This is a genomic window from Aestuariibius sp. HNIBRBA575 (assembly GCF_040932005.1).
Lineage (GTDB): Bacteria > Pseudomonadota > Alphaproteobacteria > Rhodobacterales > Rhodobacteraceae > CANLNM01.
On record NZ_CP162414.1, the window covers coordinates 1949677 to 1969901 of the forward strand.

The 20225-nt window shown below is 54.4% G+C and carries 17 protein-coding genes and 1 pseudogene; 4 read left to right on the plus strand and 14 right to left on the minus strand.

Annotated elements, in window-relative coordinates; translation table 11 throughout:
- Positions 1–5: 5 nt before the first annotated feature.
- The 4 genes from AB1F12_RS09850 to AB1F12_RS09865 form a co-directional block, all read right to left on the minus strand.
- A complete protein-coding gene (locus AB1F12_RS09850; protein ID WP_368183903.1) occupies positions 6–848 on the minus strand; it encodes an ATP-binding protein in 843 nt (280 codons plus the stop codon).
- Positions 845–1735: a twin-arginine translocase subunit TatC gene (gene tatC, locus AB1F12_RS09855; protein WP_368183904.1), complete on the minus strand. Its 891-nt coding sequence runs from the start codon at positions 1733–1735 to the stop codon at positions 845–847. Before tatC ends, AB1F12_RS09850 begins: the two co-directional genes overlap by 4 nt.
- Positions 1732–2199, minus strand: coding sequence for a Sec-independent protein translocase protein TatB (gene tatB / locus AB1F12_RS09860; protein WP_368183906.1), 468 nt, complete (start codon positions 2197–2199; stop codon positions 1732–1734). Before tatB ends, tatC begins: the two co-directional genes overlap by 4 nt.
- Positions 2200–2262: 63 nt before the next feature.
- Entirely contained in the window at positions 2263–2478 is a 216-nt protein-coding gene (locus AB1F12_RS09865; RefSeq protein WP_368183908.1) for a twin-arginine translocase TatA/TatE family subunit, read from the minus strand.
- A 137-nt stretch (positions 2479–2615) separates the two neighbouring features.
- Here AB1F12_RS09865 and AB1F12_RS09870 point away from each other — a divergent pair, with 137 nt between their 5' ends.
- On the plus strand, positions 2616–3278 hold the full coding sequence (locus AB1F12_RS09870) for a helix-turn-helix transcriptional regulator (RefSeq protein WP_368183910.1): 663 nt from the start codon (positions 2616–2618) through the stop codon (positions 3276–3278).
- A 16-nt stretch (positions 3279–3294) separates the two neighbouring features.
- Here AB1F12_RS09870 and AB1F12_RS09875 read toward each other — a convergent pair whose 3' ends face one another.
- The 3 genes from AB1F12_RS09875 to AB1F12_RS09885 form a co-directional block, all read right to left on the minus strand.
- Positions 3295–4383, minus strand: a complete 1089-nt coding sequence (locus AB1F12_RS09875; RefSeq protein ID WP_368183913.1) for an ABC transporter ATP-binding protein — start codon at positions 4381–4383, stop codon at positions 3295–3297.
- Positions 4384–4479: 96 nt separating this feature from the next.
- Positions 4480–5595 carry a hypothetical protein gene (locus tag AB1F12_RS09880; RefSeq protein WP_368183914.1) on the minus strand — a complete coding sequence of 372 codons (1116 nt, stop codon included), beginning with the start codon at positions 5593–5595 and terminating at the stop codon, positions 4480–4482.
- Positions 5596–5607: 12 nt separating this feature from the next.
- Positions 5608–6387 carry an SDR family oxidoreductase gene (locus AB1F12_RS09885; protein WP_368183915.1) on the minus strand — a complete coding sequence of 260 codons (780 nt, stop codon included), beginning with the start codon at positions 6385–6387 and terminating at the stop codon, positions 5608–5610.
- A gap of 133 nt (positions 6388–6520) precedes the next feature.
- On the opposite strand from AB1F12_RS09885, the gene AB1F12_RS09890 reads away from it, so the two are divergent.
- The 3 genes and pseudogenes from AB1F12_RS09890 to AB1F12_RS09900 all read left to right on the plus strand — a co-directional run.
- On the plus strand, positions 6521–7531 hold the full coding sequence (locus AB1F12_RS09890; protein WP_368183918.1) for a Hint domain-containing protein: 1011 nt from the start codon (positions 6521–6523) through the stop codon (positions 7529–7531).
- Positions 7532–7571: 40 nt separating this feature from the next.
- Positions 7572–9167 (plus strand): peptide chain release factor 3, encoded by a 1596-nt coding sequence (locus AB1F12_RS09895; RefSeq protein ID WP_368183920.1) that lies wholly within the window; start codon positions 7572–7574, stop codon positions 9165–9167.
- Positions 9168–9365: 198 nt separating this feature from the next.
- Positions 9366–10778 (plus strand): annotated as a pseudogene (locus tag AB1F12_RS09900) (DEAD/DEAH box helicase); the annotation flags it as partial.
- Positions 10779–11192: 414 nt separating this feature from the next.
- Here the strand turns inward: AB1F12_RS09900 and AB1F12_RS09905 are convergent.
- The 7 genes from AB1F12_RS09905 to nuoL form a co-directional block, all read right to left on the minus strand.
- A complete protein-coding gene (locus tag AB1F12_RS09905) occupies positions 11193–11798 on the minus strand; it encodes a DVUA0089 family protein (protein WP_368183922.1) in 606 nt (201 codons plus the stop codon).
- 90 nt (positions 11799–11888) lie between these two features.
- A complete protein-coding gene (locus AB1F12_RS09910; protein WP_368183925.1) occupies positions 11889–13556 on the minus strand; it encodes a ribonuclease J in 1668 nt (555 codons plus the stop codon).
- A complete protein-coding gene (locus tag AB1F12_RS09915; protein WP_368183927.1) occupies positions 13553–14326 on the minus strand; it encodes a type III pantothenate kinase in 774 nt (257 codons plus the stop codon). Before AB1F12_RS09915 ends, AB1F12_RS09910 begins: the two co-directional genes overlap by 4 nt.
- A 12-nt stretch (positions 14327–14338) precedes the next feature.
- Positions 14339–15019, minus strand: coding sequence for a biotin--[acetyl-CoA-carboxylase] ligase (locus AB1F12_RS09920; protein ID WP_368188341.1), 681 nt, complete (start codon positions 15017–15019; stop codon positions 14339–14341).
- Between the two features lie 67 nt (positions 15020–15086).
- Positions 15087–16532, minus strand: a complete 1446-nt coding sequence (nuoN, locus tag AB1F12_RS09925) for an NADH-quinone oxidoreductase subunit NuoN (protein ID WP_368183928.1) — start codon at positions 16530–16532, stop codon at positions 15087–15089.
- Between the two features lie 12 nt (positions 16533–16544).
- Entirely contained in the window at positions 16545–18101 is a 1557-nt protein-coding gene (locus AB1F12_RS09930) for an NADH-quinone oxidoreductase subunit M (RefSeq protein ID WP_368183930.1), read from the minus strand.
- Complete coding sequence (gene nuoL / locus AB1F12_RS09935; protein ID WP_368183931.1) at positions 18101–20221, minus strand: NADH-quinone oxidoreductase subunit L; 2121 nt, start codon at positions 20219–20221, stop codon at positions 18101–18103. Before nuoL ends, AB1F12_RS09930 begins: the two co-directional genes overlap by 1 nt.
- Between the last annotated feature and the right edge of the window lie 4 nt (positions 20222–20225).

Genomic DNA, 20225 nt, shown 5'->3' on the forward strand with positions numbered 1-20225 from the left:
GGCGGTTAGGCAATCACCTTGCCGCGCCGCCCAGCCAAATCTGTGAAATATTGCCAAGCCACCCGACCGGATCGTGACCCACGTGTGGCCTGCCATTCAATGGCTTCTGCGCGCAAAGTTGCGTCGTCAATTTCGACCCCGTAAGCGTCGCAATACCCCCGGATCATTGCCAGATATTCGTCCTGATCACAGGGATGAAAGCCAAGCCACAATCCAAATCGATCTGACAATGACACTTTTTCTTCGACCGCTTCTGAGGGGCTGATCGCACTGGATCGTTCGTTTTCGATCATGTCGCGGGGCATCAAATGCCGCCGGTTGGATGTCGCATACAGCACCACATTATCGGGCCGCCCTTCTATGCCGCCATCCAAAACCGCCTTTAATGATTTGTAATGCGCATCGTCATTGGTGAAAGACAAATCATCACAAAACAGCACAAACCGTTCTTTGGCACCGCGCAGCATGGTCAGGCATCGACCAATGCTTGGCAGGTCTTCGCGTTGAATTTCGACGACCTTTAACTGTGGGTAATCCGGATTAAGTTTGCCGTGCACCGCCTTGACAAGGCTGGATTTTCCCATCCCACGTGCGCCCCATAGCAAGGCGTTATTTGCAGGCAACCCACGGGCAAATTGTTCGGTATTGGCCATCAAAGTGTCACGCGATCGGTTCACTCCAATCAACAGATCCACATCAACGCGGTTCACCTGATGCACAGGTTCCAACCGGTCCGGATCAGAATGCCAAACAAAGGCTGGCGCCGCATCAAAGTCAGGCGCGGCCAAAGGCGCCGGAGCCATCCGCTCCAGCGCCTCTGCAATGCGTTTCAAGGTCTTTTTCGTCACGCTTGGGGTTCCTCGTGATCTTCATCATATAGATCTTCATCATCTTCGAACCAGGTCCCATCCGCGCGCATTCTAGCTTCGCGTTGACGCTCCACGCGGGCGACCAGTTGGATCGAAATTTCGTACAATCCATAGACCACAACAAACAGGATCGCTTGGGTGATCACATCAGGGGGCGTGACCAACGCGGCCAAAACCAGAATGCCCACGATCGCATATTTACGCACATTGCGCAGGCCAACTGCACTGACCAGCCCCGCCTTGCCCATCAGGGTCAACAGGACCGGCAATTGGAAACACAGACCAAAGGCGACGATCAATTTCAACGTGATATCAAGAGTTTCGTTGACCTTGCCGTTGAATACAATCGCGATGCCTTGTTTGGCTTCGCCGACCTCATCCCCTACGATCAGCGTCGAAAGGATGGATGCAGCATCAGCAAATCCAAGGAAAAACTGCATGGCCAAGGGCGTGACCACGTAATGCGCAAAGGACGCGCCAAGGATGAACAACAAGGGTGACGCGATCAAAAACGGTAAAAACGCGCTTTTTTCGTTTTTGTACAATCCCGGAGCTACGAAACGCCATAACTGATTGGCGATAAACGGAAAAGACAGGCCAAGCCCAAACACCATCGAAATCCGCACCAAGGTGAAAAAGTATTCCTGCGGCGCAGTATATTGCATCACCGGGTTCGGATCACCCAAAGCGCGCATGGTCTTTTCAATTGGCACCAGAAGAAAGTCGAGGATCGCGCTGCCAAACGAAAAGCACAAAACCATCCCGATCAAAAACGCCAAAACGGCCCGGATCAGTCGGGTGCGCAGTTCGGCCAGATGTTCGATCAACGGCGCGGTGCTGTCTTCGACGTCGTCTGTTTGGGTCATTCTTTTACCTCAGTCGCCGCGGGTGGCACCGCCGTAGTGGCAGCATTTTCCGCTTGTTTGTCAGCAGCTTGCTGCGCTTTACGCTCCAACGCTTTTTGCGCCATTGCCGCGTTCACTTTGTCCTTGGCGCTCTGGCGTTCTTGGCTCAGCTTGGCTGTTTCAGGACCCATTTCAGGTGTTTTTGCCGCCTCATCCATGTTGACCGCATCCGTGACCGTATCCCGCAAAGCGTCGGTGCTGGCTTTCAATGGATTTGTCGCTGCGCGCAGGGTTTTGTTGATGTCATTCACCCCTGCTTCGTCCGCCGCTTGGTTCATTGCGGTTGAAAATTCGCGCGCCATGCCTTTTAGGCGGCCGGTAAATTTGCCCAATGTACGAAACATGACGGGCAAATCTTTGGGGCCGACGACGATCAGCGCCACGATCCCAATCAACAGCAATTCGGTCCAGCCGAGATCAAACATAGTCACCCTTTCAGTCGATCAGCAGACCCGAAACCGGATCTGTCACTTTGGTCTAAATCAGGATTAAACCTTGTCTTTTTCGACTTCTGGTGTGATGTCAGCCGCCGCTTCAGCTGCTTCGTTTTCCAGCTCTTCTTTGCCATCATTTACACCGCGTTTGAACGCTGTGATGCCTTTGCCAACTTCGCCCATCAATGACGAAACTTTGCCGCGTCCAAACAGGACCAGAACGACAACAGCGATCAGCAGAATGCCGGGAATACCAATATTATTGAGCATGGGAATCTCCATTTAACTTCGTGATTTGCATTAGGCGTATGACCAAAGCGGCCCTCGGAAAAGGCAAAATAAAGTGAAAACGACTGTGCAAACGCAGAAAATCGCGATATTACTGACAAAAAGATGTCAGGAGCGCCATGCCCAAACGTTCAGACCGGTTAATGCACCTTATGACCCGTTTGCGGGACGGCACATTGCTGCGCGCAGAGGATTTGGCCGACGAATTGTCCGTCACCGAACGCACCATCTATCGTGATATGGATGCGTTGCGGCGTTCCGGTCTGCCGGTCGAAGGCACGCGCGGCGCGGGCTACAGGATCACCGCAGAAATCACCCTGCCGCCGCTGAACCTGACCATCGAAGAATTGGAGGCCTTGCATCTGGGACTGGCCGCCGTCGCCCAAAGTGGGGATGCGGACCTGCAAAACATCGCAGAAGGTTTGGCCGAAAAACTGGATGCCGCCCTGCCCGAAGATGGGCCAAATAACCCCGCCGGAATGGGGCTAAGCGTGCATCCCTTTAGCGCGACCGGTTCTGGCACCATTCATCAGGCGGCGCTGCGACAGGCCATCCGCGCACGTCAGAAATTATCGCTGCGCATTGGAACAGAACCCCGCATCATTCGCCCGCTTCGGCTTGATTATTGGGGCCGGTTCTGGAGCATCGTGGTCTGGTGTGAAACCCACAATGGTTTTGATGAAATTCGATTGGACCAAATCCAAGAGCTGACCCCATTGCCCCATCTATTTGTTCCGGAAACGGGGAAACAACTCAGTGATTTTGAACGTCAGGCGACCTAGAATGTGCCCTGTTGAATTAACCCTGAGGGAACACAAAACAGCGATCGCGACGGATCATCAGCCATAATACAGTGCCTGGTTTGGGCAAAAACACAGATGGCACCTGAGCCGTGACCACATTGCCGTCCAGTTCCATTTGAAATTCAATCAGGCTCATCTGTCCTAAAAACCGGGACCGCCGCACAATCGCGCGGGCGGGGACGCCTTCTGTGGTGGTGGGATTGGGCCCACGACCATTGCGGTCAAAGTCGATTTTCACGTGTTGCGGGCGAAAAACGATGTCCACTTTGGTGCCGTCCGGCTGGCCCGGTGTCAGGAATTGACCAAACGGAGTATCCGTCAACGCCCCTTTAATTTCGCCGCATATCACATTGATATCACTGAAAAAAGCAGCGGCTTCGCGATCCACCGGGGAATTGTAGATATTATAAGGGGCGCCCTGTTGCACAATTTTCCCGTGCCGCATCAGCGCAATTTCATCGGCCATGCGCATCGCTTCTGTAGGTTCATGTGTGACCAGCAGAACGGCCGCACCTTCGGCCTTTAGCAAATCCAATGTCTGATCGCGGATGCCATCGCGCAGCCGGTCATCCAGCCCCGAAAACGGTTCATCCATCAACATGATCCGCGGCTTGGGTGCCAAGGCACGGGCCAACGCAACACGCTGTTGTTCGCCGCCAGACAATTCATGTGGATAAGAATGCATATGGCTCAGCATTCCGACCTTTTCCAACATTTCCTCAACGCGATGTTTGATATCGCCTGTGGATTTTTTCAGGCCAAAGGCGACATTTTTGAACACGTCCAGATGCGGAAACAGCGCAAAATCCTGAAACATCAACCCGATCTGGCGATCCTCTGGGGGGATACGAAACACAGTGTCACATACCAGATTGCCATCCACATAGATTTCGCCGGAATCCTGCATTTCGACGCCGGCGATCATCCGCAAAGTCGTTGATTTCCCGCACCCTGACGGCCCCAACAGGCAGGTCACCTGTCCGGGCTGCACGCTTAGCGACACATCATCGACAACCTGTTTGCCTGAGTAATCACGACGCAGGTTGCTAATTTCCAATCTGGGATGAGCAGTGGCGTTGGGCACGATAAGTCCTAGAGAAAGGCTCGGATATGACTTGCTCCTAGCAAGCCCGTCCCGCGAGGGCAAGAACACCTTGGTCAGATCGCGGGTGGGATGCGGTTAAACCAGTTCGAAATCCTGACCACCCAGCACTTTGCCATTCACCTGAATGTCGATGCGATGTGTGCCGGGATACAGCGTGAACGTCGTCGCGTTGTCCTTAAACCGGTGGGATTTAACAAAGGTCATCGGCGTATTTGGGGCCAATTTGGCCTGTTTCAGCTTGAACACTTTGGGGGCGGTGGACCCGTCGGATTTCACCGAATGCAGCACAAAATCCACGATCACAGGTTCGCTTTGGGGCGCAAGAAGCGTAAATTTGATGTCCTGAACCCCGCCACGTGGAACCGATGGCAACACCGTTAAATCCTGCAAAGACACGTCGGCATCAACGCGATATCCCAGCACATCCATCGCGCCCGGATGCCCCTGTTTGATCAGGGTGCGCAGCGCATGGCGGGTCATCCAGGCCAGTTCCTTGGGCTTTTGTTTTTCCGCGTTTTCCCAGCGACGCAGCGTGGTGACCACCAGATCAGGATGGGATTTGGCAATGTCATTTAGGTGATTGGCCACCGACCGGGTGACATAGCGGGTAGGATCGCTATGCAATTGATCTAAAAACGGAATTGGGTCACAAACGTCCAGATTTATCCGCCCGGCCCAAGGCAACCGTGCCCGGGTTCCTTCGCTGACCAAGCGGCGCACGTGATAATTGTCATCCCCCGCCCATTGCTGCAATCGGGCCAGCGTTTCATCCGGCCATCGGTTGATAAACGGGCGAATGTAAAATTCCATACTGAACCGCTGCGTCGCCTCATAGATCAGATCCAACGCCAAATCACGGTGAAGTTCCAACCCATGCCGCACCGCGAGAATTCCGGGCACAGCGTGAATAAAGCGCCCGAAATCATCATCGGTTTTTGTATGGTCCAGTTTAGGTGGCATGGCCGTGATCAACTGATCCACCATGGTCGGAAAATCATCGGACAGTCGGGACTGAACGCAATCTGCGATCCAATCCAGCCGTTCCATCAATTCACGATCCGGCAATCCGCCCATCACATCTGAATGAAAGCGCGGCCCGTCAAATCCCGGCAAAACGGCAAATTCATCCGCCAAATCCTCAATAGATGACGCGTTAAACAGATGATCTTTCAGGCTAAACTTTTCAGACATTTGTGCCCTCAATCACATGGTTGTATTCACAGCGCCACCATCCAGCAGAATGTTCTGCCCGACCATGTACCCCGCATGTTGCGAACACATAAAGGCACATGTCGCGCCAAATTCGGCCGATGTGCCATAACGCTGCGCAGGAATGGTGGCTTCGCGGTTGGCTTTGGCCTGTTCCATGGAAATACCCTGCTGATTGGACACACCTGTATCCAGTGAAACCGCGCGATCCGTGGCATGGATGCCCGGTAACAAATTATTGATGGTGACACCGTTGGGTGCGACCTGTCGGGCGGTTCCGGCCACGTAACCGGTCAAACCTGCGCGCGCAGAATTGGACAGGCCCAGCACGGCAATCGGGGCTTTGACCGATACAGATGTGATGTTGACTACCCGGCCCCAGCCTTTGTCGATCATGCCGGGCAGCAATGCCTTCATCAGCGCAATCGGCGTCAGCATATTGGCATCAAGTGCGGCGATAAAATCATCCCGACCCCAATCGCTCCACATTCCCGGAGGCGGCCCACCCGCATTTGTAACAAGGATATCAACGCCTTGCGCCTCTTTCAAAACGGCAGCTTGGCCATCTTGGGTGGTGACATCCGCCGCAACGGTCACAACGTTCACACCGTATTTCGCCCGGATTTCTGCGGCGGCAGCTTCTAACGCTTCGGATCCGCGTGCGTTCATCACCAGATCAACGCCCGCCTCTGCCAGCGCGTCTGCACAGCCGCGCCCCAATCCTTTGGATGAGGCACAGACCAAGGCACGTTTTCCAGAAATTCCAAGATCCATTATGTTCCCCTTTACAGATCGATTTTATCATAGTGTGAACAATCGCCCGGATATGGTCCGATCGTTGACGATTTTACGCCCCATTGTCCGGGCATTGATGTATAAAGTGTGACCGATAGCAGAAAGTCCAGACATGACGAACCAAACCCAAGCGATTCAGACCCTACCCGTTTACGCGGCTGAGGATTTCGTCGTGACGCATGGGGTTGCTGAGGGCGAAGCGTTGTCCTTTGCGGACGAATTGATGGTCGATGACACATATGGGCTGGATGATCGGGCCCGCCGTCTGCGGTTGACGATTTCAATGTTAGAAGACAGCAAACATTTCAGCATTGCCCCCGGATCAGAGGTGGGAACGCTTGATAACACTGTGGTTTTGGACAGTTGCATCACCTTGATGGCGCCCGACAGCACCACCTATGAGGCATTGATTCTGGTCGAAGTTGAAAACGACGAAGTGGCAGGCCTGTATCTGCTGCCTTTGGCCTCTTTGGTGCCGGATCTGGAATATCGATTGGTCGGCGTTGACCGCGACGCCGCCGCATCCAAATTTTCCGAAGTGGCCTGCGTTTCCTTTACCCGCAACACAAAAATCACCATGGCTGATGGCACACAGGTCCCGATTGAGGATCTGCATATCGGTGACAAAGTGCTGACCCGTGATGCGGGCGCACAGGAAATCCGCTGGATTGGTCATTCTACCGTGCGGGCGGTGGGTGCCTTTGCCCCGGTCGTGATCCGCAAAGGCACATTGCATAACGAAAATGACCTGATCGTCAGCCCTGACCACCGGATTTTTGTCTATCAACGTCGCGATCGTCTGGGCGCTGGCCGTTCCGAAGTGTTGGTCAAAGTGCGCCACCTGATCAACGGAACCTCGGTTTATCAACAGGATGGCGGGTTTGTCGATTATTACCAATTGCTGTTTGATGACCACCAAATCATCTATGCAGAAGGCATCGCCGCAGAAAGCCTTCTGGTTGATCAACGCACCAAAGGCGCCCTGCCCCAGCATGTGCAGGACAATCTGAACCAAGCGCTGGGTGGACATATCAGATCCCATCACCTGGACTTTGAGGTCACCGAAAGCCTGCTGAGCCAGCCAGACGCAGTAGAATTGCTGAAACGCGCTTCTTCCAGCTAGATTACATTGCCCTTTGGCCCGTGCCGCGCTAACAGGCGGCATGACAAATCGCCCTGATCTACCGCCTGAAATCGCCCGCCGTCGGACATTTGCGATCATTTCGCATCCCGATGCCGGGAAAACGACGCTGACAGAAAAATTCCTGCTTTATGGCGGTGCCATTCAGATGGCCGGTCAGGTGCGCGCCAAAGGCGAAGCCCGCCGCACCCGGTCAGACTTTATGCAGATGGAAAAAGACCGCGGTATTTCGGTATCTGCGTCCGCTATGTCGTTTGATTTTAACGGCAACCGGTTCAATCTGGTCGACACGCCCGGTCACTCGGATTTTTCCGAAGACACCTATCGCACATTGACGGCTGTGGATGCGGCCGTGATGGTGATTGATGGCGCCAAAGGTGTCGAAAGCCAGACCCAGAAACTGTTCGAAGTCTGCCGTCTGCGCGACCTGCCGATCCTGACTTTCTGTAATAAAATGGATCGCGAAAGCCGCGACACATTTGAAATCATTGACGAAATTCAGGAAAACCTCGCGATTGATGTCACTCCGGCCTCTTGGCCGATTGGGCTGGGTCGCGATTTTATCGGCTGTTACGACCTGTTGCGGGACCGGCTGGAACTGATGGATCGGGCGGATCGGAACAAGATTTCCGAAAGCATCGAAATCAACGGATTGGACGACCCCAAACTGGCCGAACATGTGCCCGCAGAGCTGTTGGAAACATTCCTGGAAGAGGTCGAAATGGCCAAAGAATTGTTACCAACGCTCGACCCGCAGGCCGTCCTAGAAGGGCATATGACCCCGATCTGGTTTGGCTCTGCGATCAATTCGTTTGGGGTGCAGGAATTGATGAACGGGATCAGCAAATACGGCCCCGAACCGCAAATCCAAAACGCAGAACCCCGCAAAATTGCCCCCGAAGAACCCAAAGTCGCAGGCTTTGTGTTTAAGGTGCAGGCCAATATGGATCCCAAACACCGCGACCGGGTTGCCTTTGTGCGCATGGCGTCGGGCCATTTCAAACGCGGCATGAAACTAACCCATGTGCGGACCAAAAAACCGATGGCAATATCCAATCCGGTTCTGTTTCTGGCATCCGACCGTGAATTGGCCGAAGAAGCATGGGCCGGTGACATCATCGGCATTCCCAACCACGGGCAATTGCGCATCGGCGACACCCTAACCGAAGGCGAAGCCCTGCGGGTGTCGGGCATTCCGTCCTTTGCGCCCGAATTGTTGCAAGGCGTGCGCGCAGGCGATCCGATGAAGGCCAAACATCTGGAAAAGGCCCTGCATCAATTTGCCGAAGAAGGGGCCGCCAAAGTGTTCAAACCGTCCATCGGATCAGGCTTTATTGTCGGTGTGGTTGGCGCGTTGCAATTCGAAGTTCTGGCATCACGGATTGAGCTGGAATACGGCCTGCCCGTGCGGTTCGATCAATCTCAGTTCACATCCGCCCGCTGGGTCAGTGGTGACAAAACGGCCGTGGACAAATTCTGTGACACCAACAAACAGCACATCGCCTATGATCATGACGGCGACATTGTGTATCTGACACGGTTGCAATGGGACATTGACCGTGTGGCGCGCGATTACCCGGATGTTAATCTGACCGCGACCAAAGAAATGATGGTCTAGGCGCGTTAACCTTTAAAATTGTTAAGCAGCCGCAACATATTGGCTGTTTAACGACCTATACCGCTAGGAACGACGACGTTTCCTTGACCTTTTAGTCCTTTGCGCGTAAGGGCTTGGTACCATTGACGCCCGACAATACGGTCGGTGCGGGTCGCCCAAGATTGCGGCCATCAGAGCCGCAATAGCGAAAGGCACAGTTTGACCAAATTTACTGATCTTAATCTCGGACCCAAAGTACTTAAGGCGGTCGAGGAAGCGGGCTATGAAAGCCCAACCCCAATTCAAGCCGGAGCGATTCCATCTGCCCTAGAGGGACGTGATGTTTTGGGCATTGCCCAAACCGGCACCGGCAAAACAGCATCCTTTACATTGCCAATGATTTCGATGCTGGGCCGTGGACGCGCGCGCGCACGTATGCCGCGCAGTTTGGTACTGGCACCGACACGTGAATTGGCCGCTCAGGTCGCTGAAAACTTTGATGTTTATGCGAAATACACCAAACTGACCAAAGCGTTGCTGATTGGCGGTGTTTCGTTCAAAGAACAGGACGCCCTGATCGATCGCGGTGTTGACGTGTTGATCGCAACGCCGGGTCGTTTGCTTGATCATTTTGAACGCGGCAAACTGCTATTGACTGGCGTGCAAATCATGGTTGTCGACGAAGCTGACCGGATGCTGGATATGGGGTTTATCCCTGATATTGAACGCATTTTTGGCCTGACACCGTTTACTCGCCAAACGTTGTTCTTTTCCGCGACAATGGCGCCTGAAATCGAACGGATCACCAATACGTTCCTGTCAAACCCTGCCAAAGTCGAAGTGGCACGCGCTGCGACCACCTCTGAAAATATTGCGCAGGGCGTGGTGATGTTCAAAGCGTCGCGCCGTGATCGCGAAGGATCCGAAAAACGGTCCATCCTGCGGGCGCTGATCGAAAAAGAAGCCGAGAATTGCAAAAACGCGATCATTTTCTGTAACCGCAAGGTTGACGTAGATATCGTTGCCAAATCGATGAAAAAATACGGTCTGGACGCGGCACCTATTCACGGTGATCTGGATCAGGCGCATCGAATGCGCACATTGGATGGCTTTCGCGACGGATCCTTACGGTTCCTTGTGGCATCCGATGTCGCCGCGCGTGGGCTGGATATTCCGGATGTGACACATGTGTTTAACTACGATGTGCCCGGCCATGCCGAGGATTACGTGCACCGGATTGGCCGCACAGGTCGCGCGGGCAAAAAAGGCACCGCGATGATGATCTGCTCTCCGCGTGATGAAAAGAATTTTGCCGCAATCGAAACGCTGGTCAAAATGGAAATCCCGCGCATCGACAATCCAAAGCCTGCCAAGGCACCGCGCGCGGTTGAACCGACGTCAAAACCAGCCCCAAAAACTGCGGCTGAAAACGGCAAGCGGGACAAAGTGCAGGAACCGCGTCGCGACGATGCCAAACGCGACGAAATGCGCCGCGATGATGCTCAAGCGCGTGATAACAATCGCAAATCCCGTTCACGTGGGGGCCGCAAAGGTCATCGTCACGAACCCATTGTGGGCATGGGGGATGACGCGCCTGGCTTTATCTTGATGGGGTTTGATGAACGCCGCGCGCTGAGCCGCCCTGCTGTCGAACAATCTGGTGATGCGCCCGAAGAGAAAGCGCCGCGCAAACGTCGCAGCTCGACCCGTCGTAAATCTAAGGATGTCGTGGCTGGTGAAGAGCAAGTCACTGACACTGTAGAGACCACAGAAGACGTGACCGCCGACGCGACGGTGCAGGTTGATGCCGAAACACCATCAAATGAAGCCCCCGTTCAGGCCGACATTGAGACTGCAGAAGTCAAAGTAGAAGCGAGCGAAAACGGTTCAACGGATGCAGCGCCCGAACAGGTCGCAGAGCAGCAGGATGAACCTTTGGCCGAACAAGAGACAGCGCAATCGGATCAAAAAGAAGATCCAAGCGCTGCCTAATGCGATCTAAATGATTGAAAAGCCCGGTTTTTGACCGGGCTTTTTTATTTTGACCTACTTCTTTTTGCGGCGCATGACGCCAAACCCGGCCAGTCCAGCCAGCATCAACGGCAAAGATGCCGGAACCGGAACCGCGGGCAATGACAGCTCAGCGCTCAGCTCAACCGCCCAATTGCCCGTGCGATTATCAGCGTCCACGTCACAAAACCCCCCCTGGCTACATCCGTGCACGGTCGTAAAGGACAATCCACCCAGCCCGTCTTGTTCGTAACCATTGGCCAGATAACTGCCGATAACGTCGTTGCTAAACTGAGAAATCACCAGGCTATATGTCCCTGCCCCCAGAAACATTGAAATCATGGAATCAAAGCCAATTCCGCCATCGTCGTCGCGCACCAATATCCGCCCGTCGCTGTCAAACAATGTGAAAATCGTGTCAAAACCACCGCCGGTGATCGTGTCCCCCATCAGGGATGTCCCACCTGAATAGCCATAAGACGTTGCCGTAAAAAGCGCATCTGACGTCAATTCAAAACCAATGGTTTCCAAATCGTTGTCAAAGACAAACGTCCCTTCAAAGAGTTCGCTGCCGGACAAAGTAGACGCAGAGGCGGACGCTGCAGCGGCGCAGAATGCCGCTGCTGTGAAAAAAGTTTTCATGAATAATCCCATCTTAACTAGCACGCCAAAATCAGCGTTGGTTAGATGTTTACGATTTGAAAACCATTTCGTCCACTTTTCAGGAAAATATCACGCCAGCCGACTTATGATCACCGTCACTTCTGGTTTTTTACCGATTTCCGATTGGGCGGTGCGCCGGGTTATGGTGCGCAGCTCTTTTTCCAATGTGGCATCATCGATCAGGGTTTTGTCGCTGGCACGCATCAGAAATTGGCCCAGATCGTTTTCCAGAAAATCCTGCAGTGGCGCATTCGATGTGCCCACTTCAGGCAAGCCCATGATTTCGCACCAAGGTTCGCCCAAGGGTGATCCGTCTTCGTCGATGATCAAGGTGACCAAAACATGCCCGTTTAACGCCATGCGGATACGATCCCGCACAATGCCATCCATCGCACCGATTTTGACCGATCCATCCAAGTATGTCCGCCCGGTTTCGATATATTCCGCCACGCGTGGTTCGTTTCCGGTCAGATCGATCATCATGCCATTTACGGCAACAACGCCTTGTAAGCCTTTGGAATCGGCAATTTTTGCGTGTTCACGCAGATGCCGATGTTCGCCATGCATAGGCACCAAAATCTGTGGATTTACAATGCGATGCATTTCTTCCAGATCGGGGCGGTTGGCATGGCCGGACACGTGATAACGCCCGCCATGATCGTCGATCACGTCAACGCCCTTTTCGGACAATTGGTTCATGATCCGGATCACGCCACGTTCATTGCCGGGGATGGTTTTTGAGCTAAACAGGAACGTATCGCCCTCTTTCAGCGTCAGGCCCATATATTTGCCATTGGCCAATTGGGCGCTGGCGGCGCGGCGTTCGCCTTGTGACCCGGTGACCAGCAGGAACAGGTTTTCGCGGGGGATGGATTTGGCATCCTCAGGTGACACCACTTTGGGGAAATCGGTCAGAATTCCGGTTTCCAACGCCGCTTCGATCATCCGGCGCATGGCCCGCCCTAGCAGACAGACGGAACGCCCCGCACGGGATGCGGATTCGGCCAATGTTTTCAAACGCGCAATGTTAGATGCAAAGGTGGTCGCCACCACCATGCCCTTCATTTCGCCCATCAACGCCTCGATTTCATAGGCGATGGACGCCTCTGACCGGCCTTCGGCGATGGAAAACACATTCGTGCTGTCACAAACCAACGCTTTGACGCCTGATTTTGATACCTCAGCCCATAAGTCACGATCAAACGGGTCGCCCACCACCGGGGTTTCGTCGATTTTGAAATCGCCGGTATGCACAATCCGCCCTGCAGGGCTGTCGATCACCAATCCCGCGCTTTCGGGGATCGAATGGGACACAGGCAAGAACCCCATTTTGAACGGGCCAAGGTCCAGCATTTCTGGATAGGGCGACACGGTTTGAACCACATCCTTGGGGATGCCATGTTCGTCCAATTTGCGCCGCGCGATGTTGGCGGTGAATGTCCGGGCCAAAATCGGTGCGCCCAGCTTGTTATATAGATGACCAACCGCACCAACGTGATCTTCGTGCGCATGGGTGATGACCACGGCTTCGATCCGATCACGACGTTCCACCAGCCATGAAATATCCGGAAGGATCAAATCGACACCGGGCGTGGTATCCATATCAGGGAACGTAACCCCCAGATCGACCACGATCAGACGTTCCTGATCTGGTTTGCCATAGCCGTAGACATAGCAGTTCATGCCGATTTCACCGGCGCCGCCCAAAGGCAGATATATCAGTCGTTCACCGCTCATGTCCGGTCCTTATTATATTGATGGATCACGGTCAGACCGTGCATCGTCAGATCGTCCTCGATGGTGTCAAACAAGGTTTCGCCCTGCGCAAATAAAGGCGCCAGCCCCCCCGTCCCAACAACCTTCATTGGACGTCCGTATTCGGTTTTAACCCGCGTGATCAGGCCTTGGATCAGACCGACATAGCCCCAAAACACCCCGGATTGAATACAATTCACGGTGTTGGTGCCAATCACCTTGGCGGGTTGTCGGATATCCACATGCGGCAGCGCGGCGGCGCCTTGGTGCAATGCCTCAAGGCTGAGATTCACACCGGGGGCAATCACGCCGCCCACATAGGCGCCGTCATGGGCCACAACATCAAAATTGGTCGCCGTGCCAAAATCCACAACCACAACATCGCCGCCATGCCGATCAAAGGCACCGGCCGCATTGGCCAGCCGATCCGGGCCAACCCCGGTCCCGGCATCCACGCGCGGGGCATGAGGCAGCAGGCATTCTTCGTTGCCAACCACCAAAGGGCGGCAGCCGAAAAAACGATCTGCAAACACGCGCAGGTTAAACACCACACGTGGCACGGTCGCAGAAATCACCACATCGGTGATGTCCACATCCAGATCGTAATGTTTCACCAGTGTCGAATACCACGTGAAATAAGCGTCCGCCGTGCGGGAATGGTGGGTCGATGTGCGTAACGTGCACAAGAAACGCGACCCGTCCCAAATGGAAAACACGGTGTTGGTATTGCCGCAATCGATAGCAAGAAGCATCTGGATCGCCTCCTAGAAAAAGATATCCGCCGCAGGGATCACACGTGTGCCCCGGGCTGTGATCAGGATCAGATTGCCGTCATCGTCCACATCGTCAAAAATTCCGGCAATGTCCTCTTGGGTGGTGCGGGCGGTGATAACTTCGCCCTTTCGGGCTGCGTGTCGCAGCCATTCTGTACGGATGCCATCAAAGCCATGTTTCACCATACGCGCCTCTCGCGCAGCAAAGGTGGCGGCCAGATGGGTCAAAAAGGTTTCAGCATCCGGCGCGTCTGTTTCGGATGACAAGGCGACGGGCGGGAACGCTGAATCATGCACGTTTTCAGGCGTATTGGACAGGTTGACCCCCACCCCAATCGACAGCCAGTCAACTTGACCACCCTGCCCGCTGCTCTCTAACAGGATACCTGCGATTTTGCCGCCGGCCAGTAAAACGTCGTTGGGCCATTTCACGGCCAATTTGTAATCCGGAACAAAATCCGCCAGCGCAGAATACAGCGCATTGGCCATCACAAAACTACGTTTTGCGGCCTCAGCTGGGGGCACATTGGGACGATAGATCAGCGTCGCTGCAAGATTGCCTTTGGGGTTGGCCCAGACCCGCCCACGACGACCGCGACCGCGGGTTTGTTCATGGGCCAAAATCCAAGTCGGGCGGGTGATATCACCCACCCGACGAGAGGCCTCTGCCATTGTGCTATCAACCTGATCGAGGATCAGACGATCATATCCGTCAGGCCAGATCGCAGCTTGGCCCGGTTCAGTTGACAAGCGTACCTGCCGCAACCTGTGCCAGTGCTTCGATGCCAAACAGGTTCAGACCGGGCAACCAGCCGATGGCGATCACTGCGGCGGATGCCATCAGCAGCCCCCACAAGATCGGAGAGGAACCACTGTCCAGTTCGTCACCTTCTTCGCCGAAATACATGTAGAACACGATGCGCAGGTAATAAAACGCCCCGATCACAGATGCGATCACACCGGCCACGGCCAACCATGCGATGCCGCCTTCGACAGCGGCGCGCAGCACGTAGAATTTACCAAAGAACCCCACCATGGGCGGCACACCGGCCAGGCTGAACATCAGAACCAACACGGCCAGCGCCTTAAGCGGTTCGCGTTTGGAATACATTTTCAGCGCGCCGATATCAGTGACGGGCATCCCGTCCTTTTCCAGCGACAGGATAAAGGCGAATGTGCCTACATTCATGGTCACGTAGATGGCCAGATAGATCAGCATCGCCTGCACGCCAAATTCGGTACCCGCGGCCAGACCCATTAGGGCAAACCCCATATGCGCAATGGATGAATAGGCCATCAGACGTTTGATATCTGTCTGACCGATCGCAGCAATGGCGCCGACAAACATCGACAACACAGCAAGGAAGGCCAGAATTTGCTGCCAATCGCCAACAACACCGCCAAAGGCATCATGCAGCACCCGCGCAAACAGACCCATCGCGGCCATTTTCGGCGCGGTGGCAAAGAACGCGGTCACGGGTGTGGGCGACCCTTCGTAAACGTCAGGTGTCCACATGTGGAACGGTGCGGCCGACACTTTGAAGGCCAAACCGGCCATCATAAAGGCCAGACCAAACAGCAGACCCAAGGATGCGCCGTGATCCATCGCTTCGATGATGCCGCTGAACAATGTTGTACCAGCGAAACCGTATGTCAGCGATGCGCCATACAGCAACAGACCAGATGACAACGCGCCCAGAACGAAGTATTTTAAACCGGCTTCTGTGGATCTGACGCTATCACGACGCAGCGACGCCACGACATACAGCGACAGGGACTGAAGCTCGAGGCCCATATACAGCATAATCAGGTCGCTGGCAGACACCATCACCATCATACCAATCAGCCCGAGCGTGACCAAAATAGGGTATTCAAACCGCAACATGCCCCGTTTGGACATGTAGTTTTCGCCCATGATCAACACAGCCGAAGCTGAGACAAGGATCACAACCTTGGAAAACCGGGCAAAGCCGTCATCCGAGAAGGATCCGTCAAACGCCATCTGCGCGTCCCCGCCCCGTGTGCCGATCCACAAAGCAACCGCAAGAAACACAGCCGATGTGACCCAGACCAGAAGCGAGGCCATTTTGTCTTTGGTGGTGTAAACGGCCGCCATCAACGCAACCATCGCATAGATGGCCAGCGTGATTTCCGGCAGGACAACCTGAATATCAGAAGAGATCATGTGCCCGTCCTCTTAGTGGCTTGTGGTGGCCGTTTCGGCCATCATGGTTTCTGGGCCAAAGGCGGCCTGTGCGGCGGTGACTTGGCCAACCAAGGCTTCGACACTTGGACCGATGATGTCGGTGATCAGGCTTGGGTAAACACCCAGCAGGATCGTCATGAAAACCAGCGGCGCAAAGATCGCCTTTTCGCGGGTTGTCATGTCTTTGATGGTTTTCAGGCTTTCTTTGATCAGATCGCCCATCACCACCCGGCGATAGAGCCACAGCGCATAAGCGGCTGAGAAGATCACACCAGATGTGGCAATCGCAGCAACCCAGGTGTTGGCCTGGAACGCGCCCATCAGCACCAGGAATTCCCCGATGAACCCGGATGTGCCCGGCAGGCCCACATTGGCCATGGTAAAGAACATGAAGATCAGCGCATAGGCCGGCATCCGGTTCACCAGACCGCCATAAGCGTCGATTTCACGGGTGTGCATCCGGTCGTAAATCACGCCCACACACAGGAACAACGCGCCCGAGATAAAGCCGTGTGACAGCATTTGGAAAATCGCGCCGTCAATCCCCTGTTGGTTGACCACAAAGATCCCCATCGTCACGTATCCCATATGGGCCACGGATGAATAGGCGATCAGTTTTTTCATATCGTCCTGCACCAGCGCGACAAGTGACGTATACACAATCGCAATCGCTGATAGCCACAGAACCAACGGCCCCATCACTTCGGACCCAACCGGGAACATGGGCAGGCTGAACCGCAAGAAGCCGTAACCGCCCATTTTCAACAGGATCGCCGCCAGTACAACGGAACCGGCTGTTGGCGCCTGAACGTGTGCGTCCGGCAACCATGTATGCACCGGCCACATAGGCATTTTCACCGCAAAGGATGCAAAGAAAGCGATAAACAGCAACGTCTGCATGCCGCCGACAATCTGAATGCCAAGCACGCTGAACGTTTCTGTACCAAAGGTGAAATTCATCAAGGTCGGGATGTCTGTGGATTGCGCCTGATAGAACATGCCCACCATGGCGACCAGCATCAGAACCGACCCAAGGAACGTATAAAGGAAGAACTTGAACGATGCATAAATGCGGTTCTTACCGCCCCAGATGCCGATGATCAGGAACATTGGGATCAGGCCTGCCTCAAAGAACAGATAGAACAGAACCAGATCCAGCGCCATGAACACGCCAAGCATCAGCGTTTCCAGCAGCAGGAACGCGATCATGTATTCTTTGACGCGTTTGTTCACATCCCAGCTGGCCGCAATCACCAGCGGCATCATGAACGTGGTCAGCATCACAAACAGGATCGAAATCCCATCGACACCCATTTTGTACTGCATGCCCAGCAGCCAGTCGCGTTCTTCTACCATCTGGAAACCAGTGTCAGACGCATCAAACTGGAACAGGATAAACAGCGAAATCACAAACGTCGCCGCCGTGGTGGCCAAGGCCACCCATTTGGCGTTGCGCTGTGCAGCTTCGTCTTCGCCGCGCAGGAACAAGGCTAGGATCACGGCCCCCAAAAGTGGGAAAAACGTGGTGAGCGAAAGTAGATTGCCCATTAGTGAGCCCCTCCGGCGAGTGAGAGCCATGTCAGCAGCAAGGCAATGCCGATGACCATAGCGAAGGCGTAAGTAAAGACGTAGCCAGATTGTGCCCGGCCAGCGAGACGGGTCAGGAAGGGCACGATGCCCAAGGCCAGACCGTTCAGACCCCCGTCAATGACAGTGCCGTCGCCGCGTTTCCAAAGGAAACGACCAATGGCCAAGGCAGGTTTGACAATCAAGAAGTCGTAGATTTCGTCGAAATACCATTTGTTCAGCAGGAACTGGTACAGATGCGGCTGGTTATTGGCCAGACGTTCGGGCCAATCGGGCCGACGGATATACATCTGATAGGCTGTGGCCAGCCCCAGCAACATGGCTATGAACGGCGCGATTTTGACCCATTTGGGGACGTAATGCGCGTCATGCAGCACGTGGTTATCTGGGTGCATGTAAATCGCACCCTCCCCCGGAGCCGCCATTTCTGCGCCATGCCCATCATCTGCATGATCATCGCCGTGGCTGTCTGTTGCATGTGCATCATCTGTGCCCGCCGCATAAGCAGGCGCAATCAGGTTAAACCCGGGCTCAACCGCGGCATGTTGTTCCGCATCCCCACCAAGGTGGAAGAACCGGTTCACATTGTCGCCAAAGAAGCTGCCGTACCAAACCATACCAGAGAAGATCGCGCCCATCGCCAGAACACCCAGTGGGACCAACATGACAGTTGGGCTTTCATGGGCATGTTCATGGGTGTGCTTGTCGCCACGCGCTTCGCCAAAGAAGGTCATGAACATCAGGCGCCATGAATAGAAGGACGTGAACAAGGCCGCGATTACCAGCAACCAGAAGGCATACATCGACCCGCCGGCAAAGGCGCTTTCGATCACCGCGTCTTTGGACAAGAAGCCCGCGAACCCGATCGTGGTCAGCGGCACACCAACACCGGTGATGGCCAGCGTACCGATCAGCATTGCGTAATAGGTATAAGGCAGCTTTTTGCGCAGCCCGCCGTAATTCCGCATGTCCTGTTCGTGATGCATGCCATGGATCACCGACCCAGCGCCCAGGAACAACATCGCCTTAAAGAAAGCGTGTGTGAACAAGTGGAACATCGCAACCGAATAGACACCAACGCCCGCCGCCACAAACATATAGCCCAGCTGCGAACAGGTTGAATAGGCGATCACACGTTTGATGTCGTTTTGCACCAGACCCACGGTCGCCGCAAAAAACGCGGTGGTTGCGCCCAGCACCACGATAAACGCAGTTGCCGCAGGGGCAAATTCAAACAGCGGCGACATCCGACAGACCAAGAATACACCAGCCGTCACCATGGTCGCGGCGTGGATCAGGGCGGACACGGGTGTCGGACCTTCCATCGCGTCGGGCAACCAAGTGTGCAGGATTAATTGCGCCGATTTACCCATGGCACCGATGAACAACAACACACCCAGCAGGTTCGCCGCGTTCCAGTCGGTCCACAAGAAATGCAATTGCGTTTCGGCCAGCATTGGCGCGGCGGCAAATACATCGTCAAAATTGATGCTGTCGGTCAGATAAAACAGCCCAAAGATCCCCAGCGCAAAGCCGAAATCCCCAACGCGGTTGACCACAAAAGCCTTCATCGCGGCAGCATTGGCGCTGGCTTTTTTGTAGTAGAACCCGATCAACAGGTAGGATGCGACGCCTACGCCTTCCCAGCCAAAGAACATCTGAACCAAGTTGTCCGACGTCACCAGCATCAGCATGGCAAAGGTAAAGAATGACAGATAGGCAAAGAAGCGGGCTTTGTAATGCTCGCCCTCTTTGAAATTGTCATCATGGGCCATATAGCCGAAAGAATATAGATGAACTAAGGCCGATACCGTGTTGACAACAATCAACATAATCGTTGTCAGACGATCCACGCGGATAGACCAGGACGTGTCCAAACTACCGGATTGAATAAAGGTCAGGATATGGACCGGATCGTCCATATGCGCGCCTTGCAGGAACACGATCCACGACAGGAACGCGGCCAGCATCAGCAACCCAGTGGTCAGATATTGCGCGGTTTTTTCGCCAATGATCCGCCAGCCAAACCCGGCAATGATCGCTCCGATGAGAGGCGCAAAAAGGATGGTTTTAAAGATCATCAGA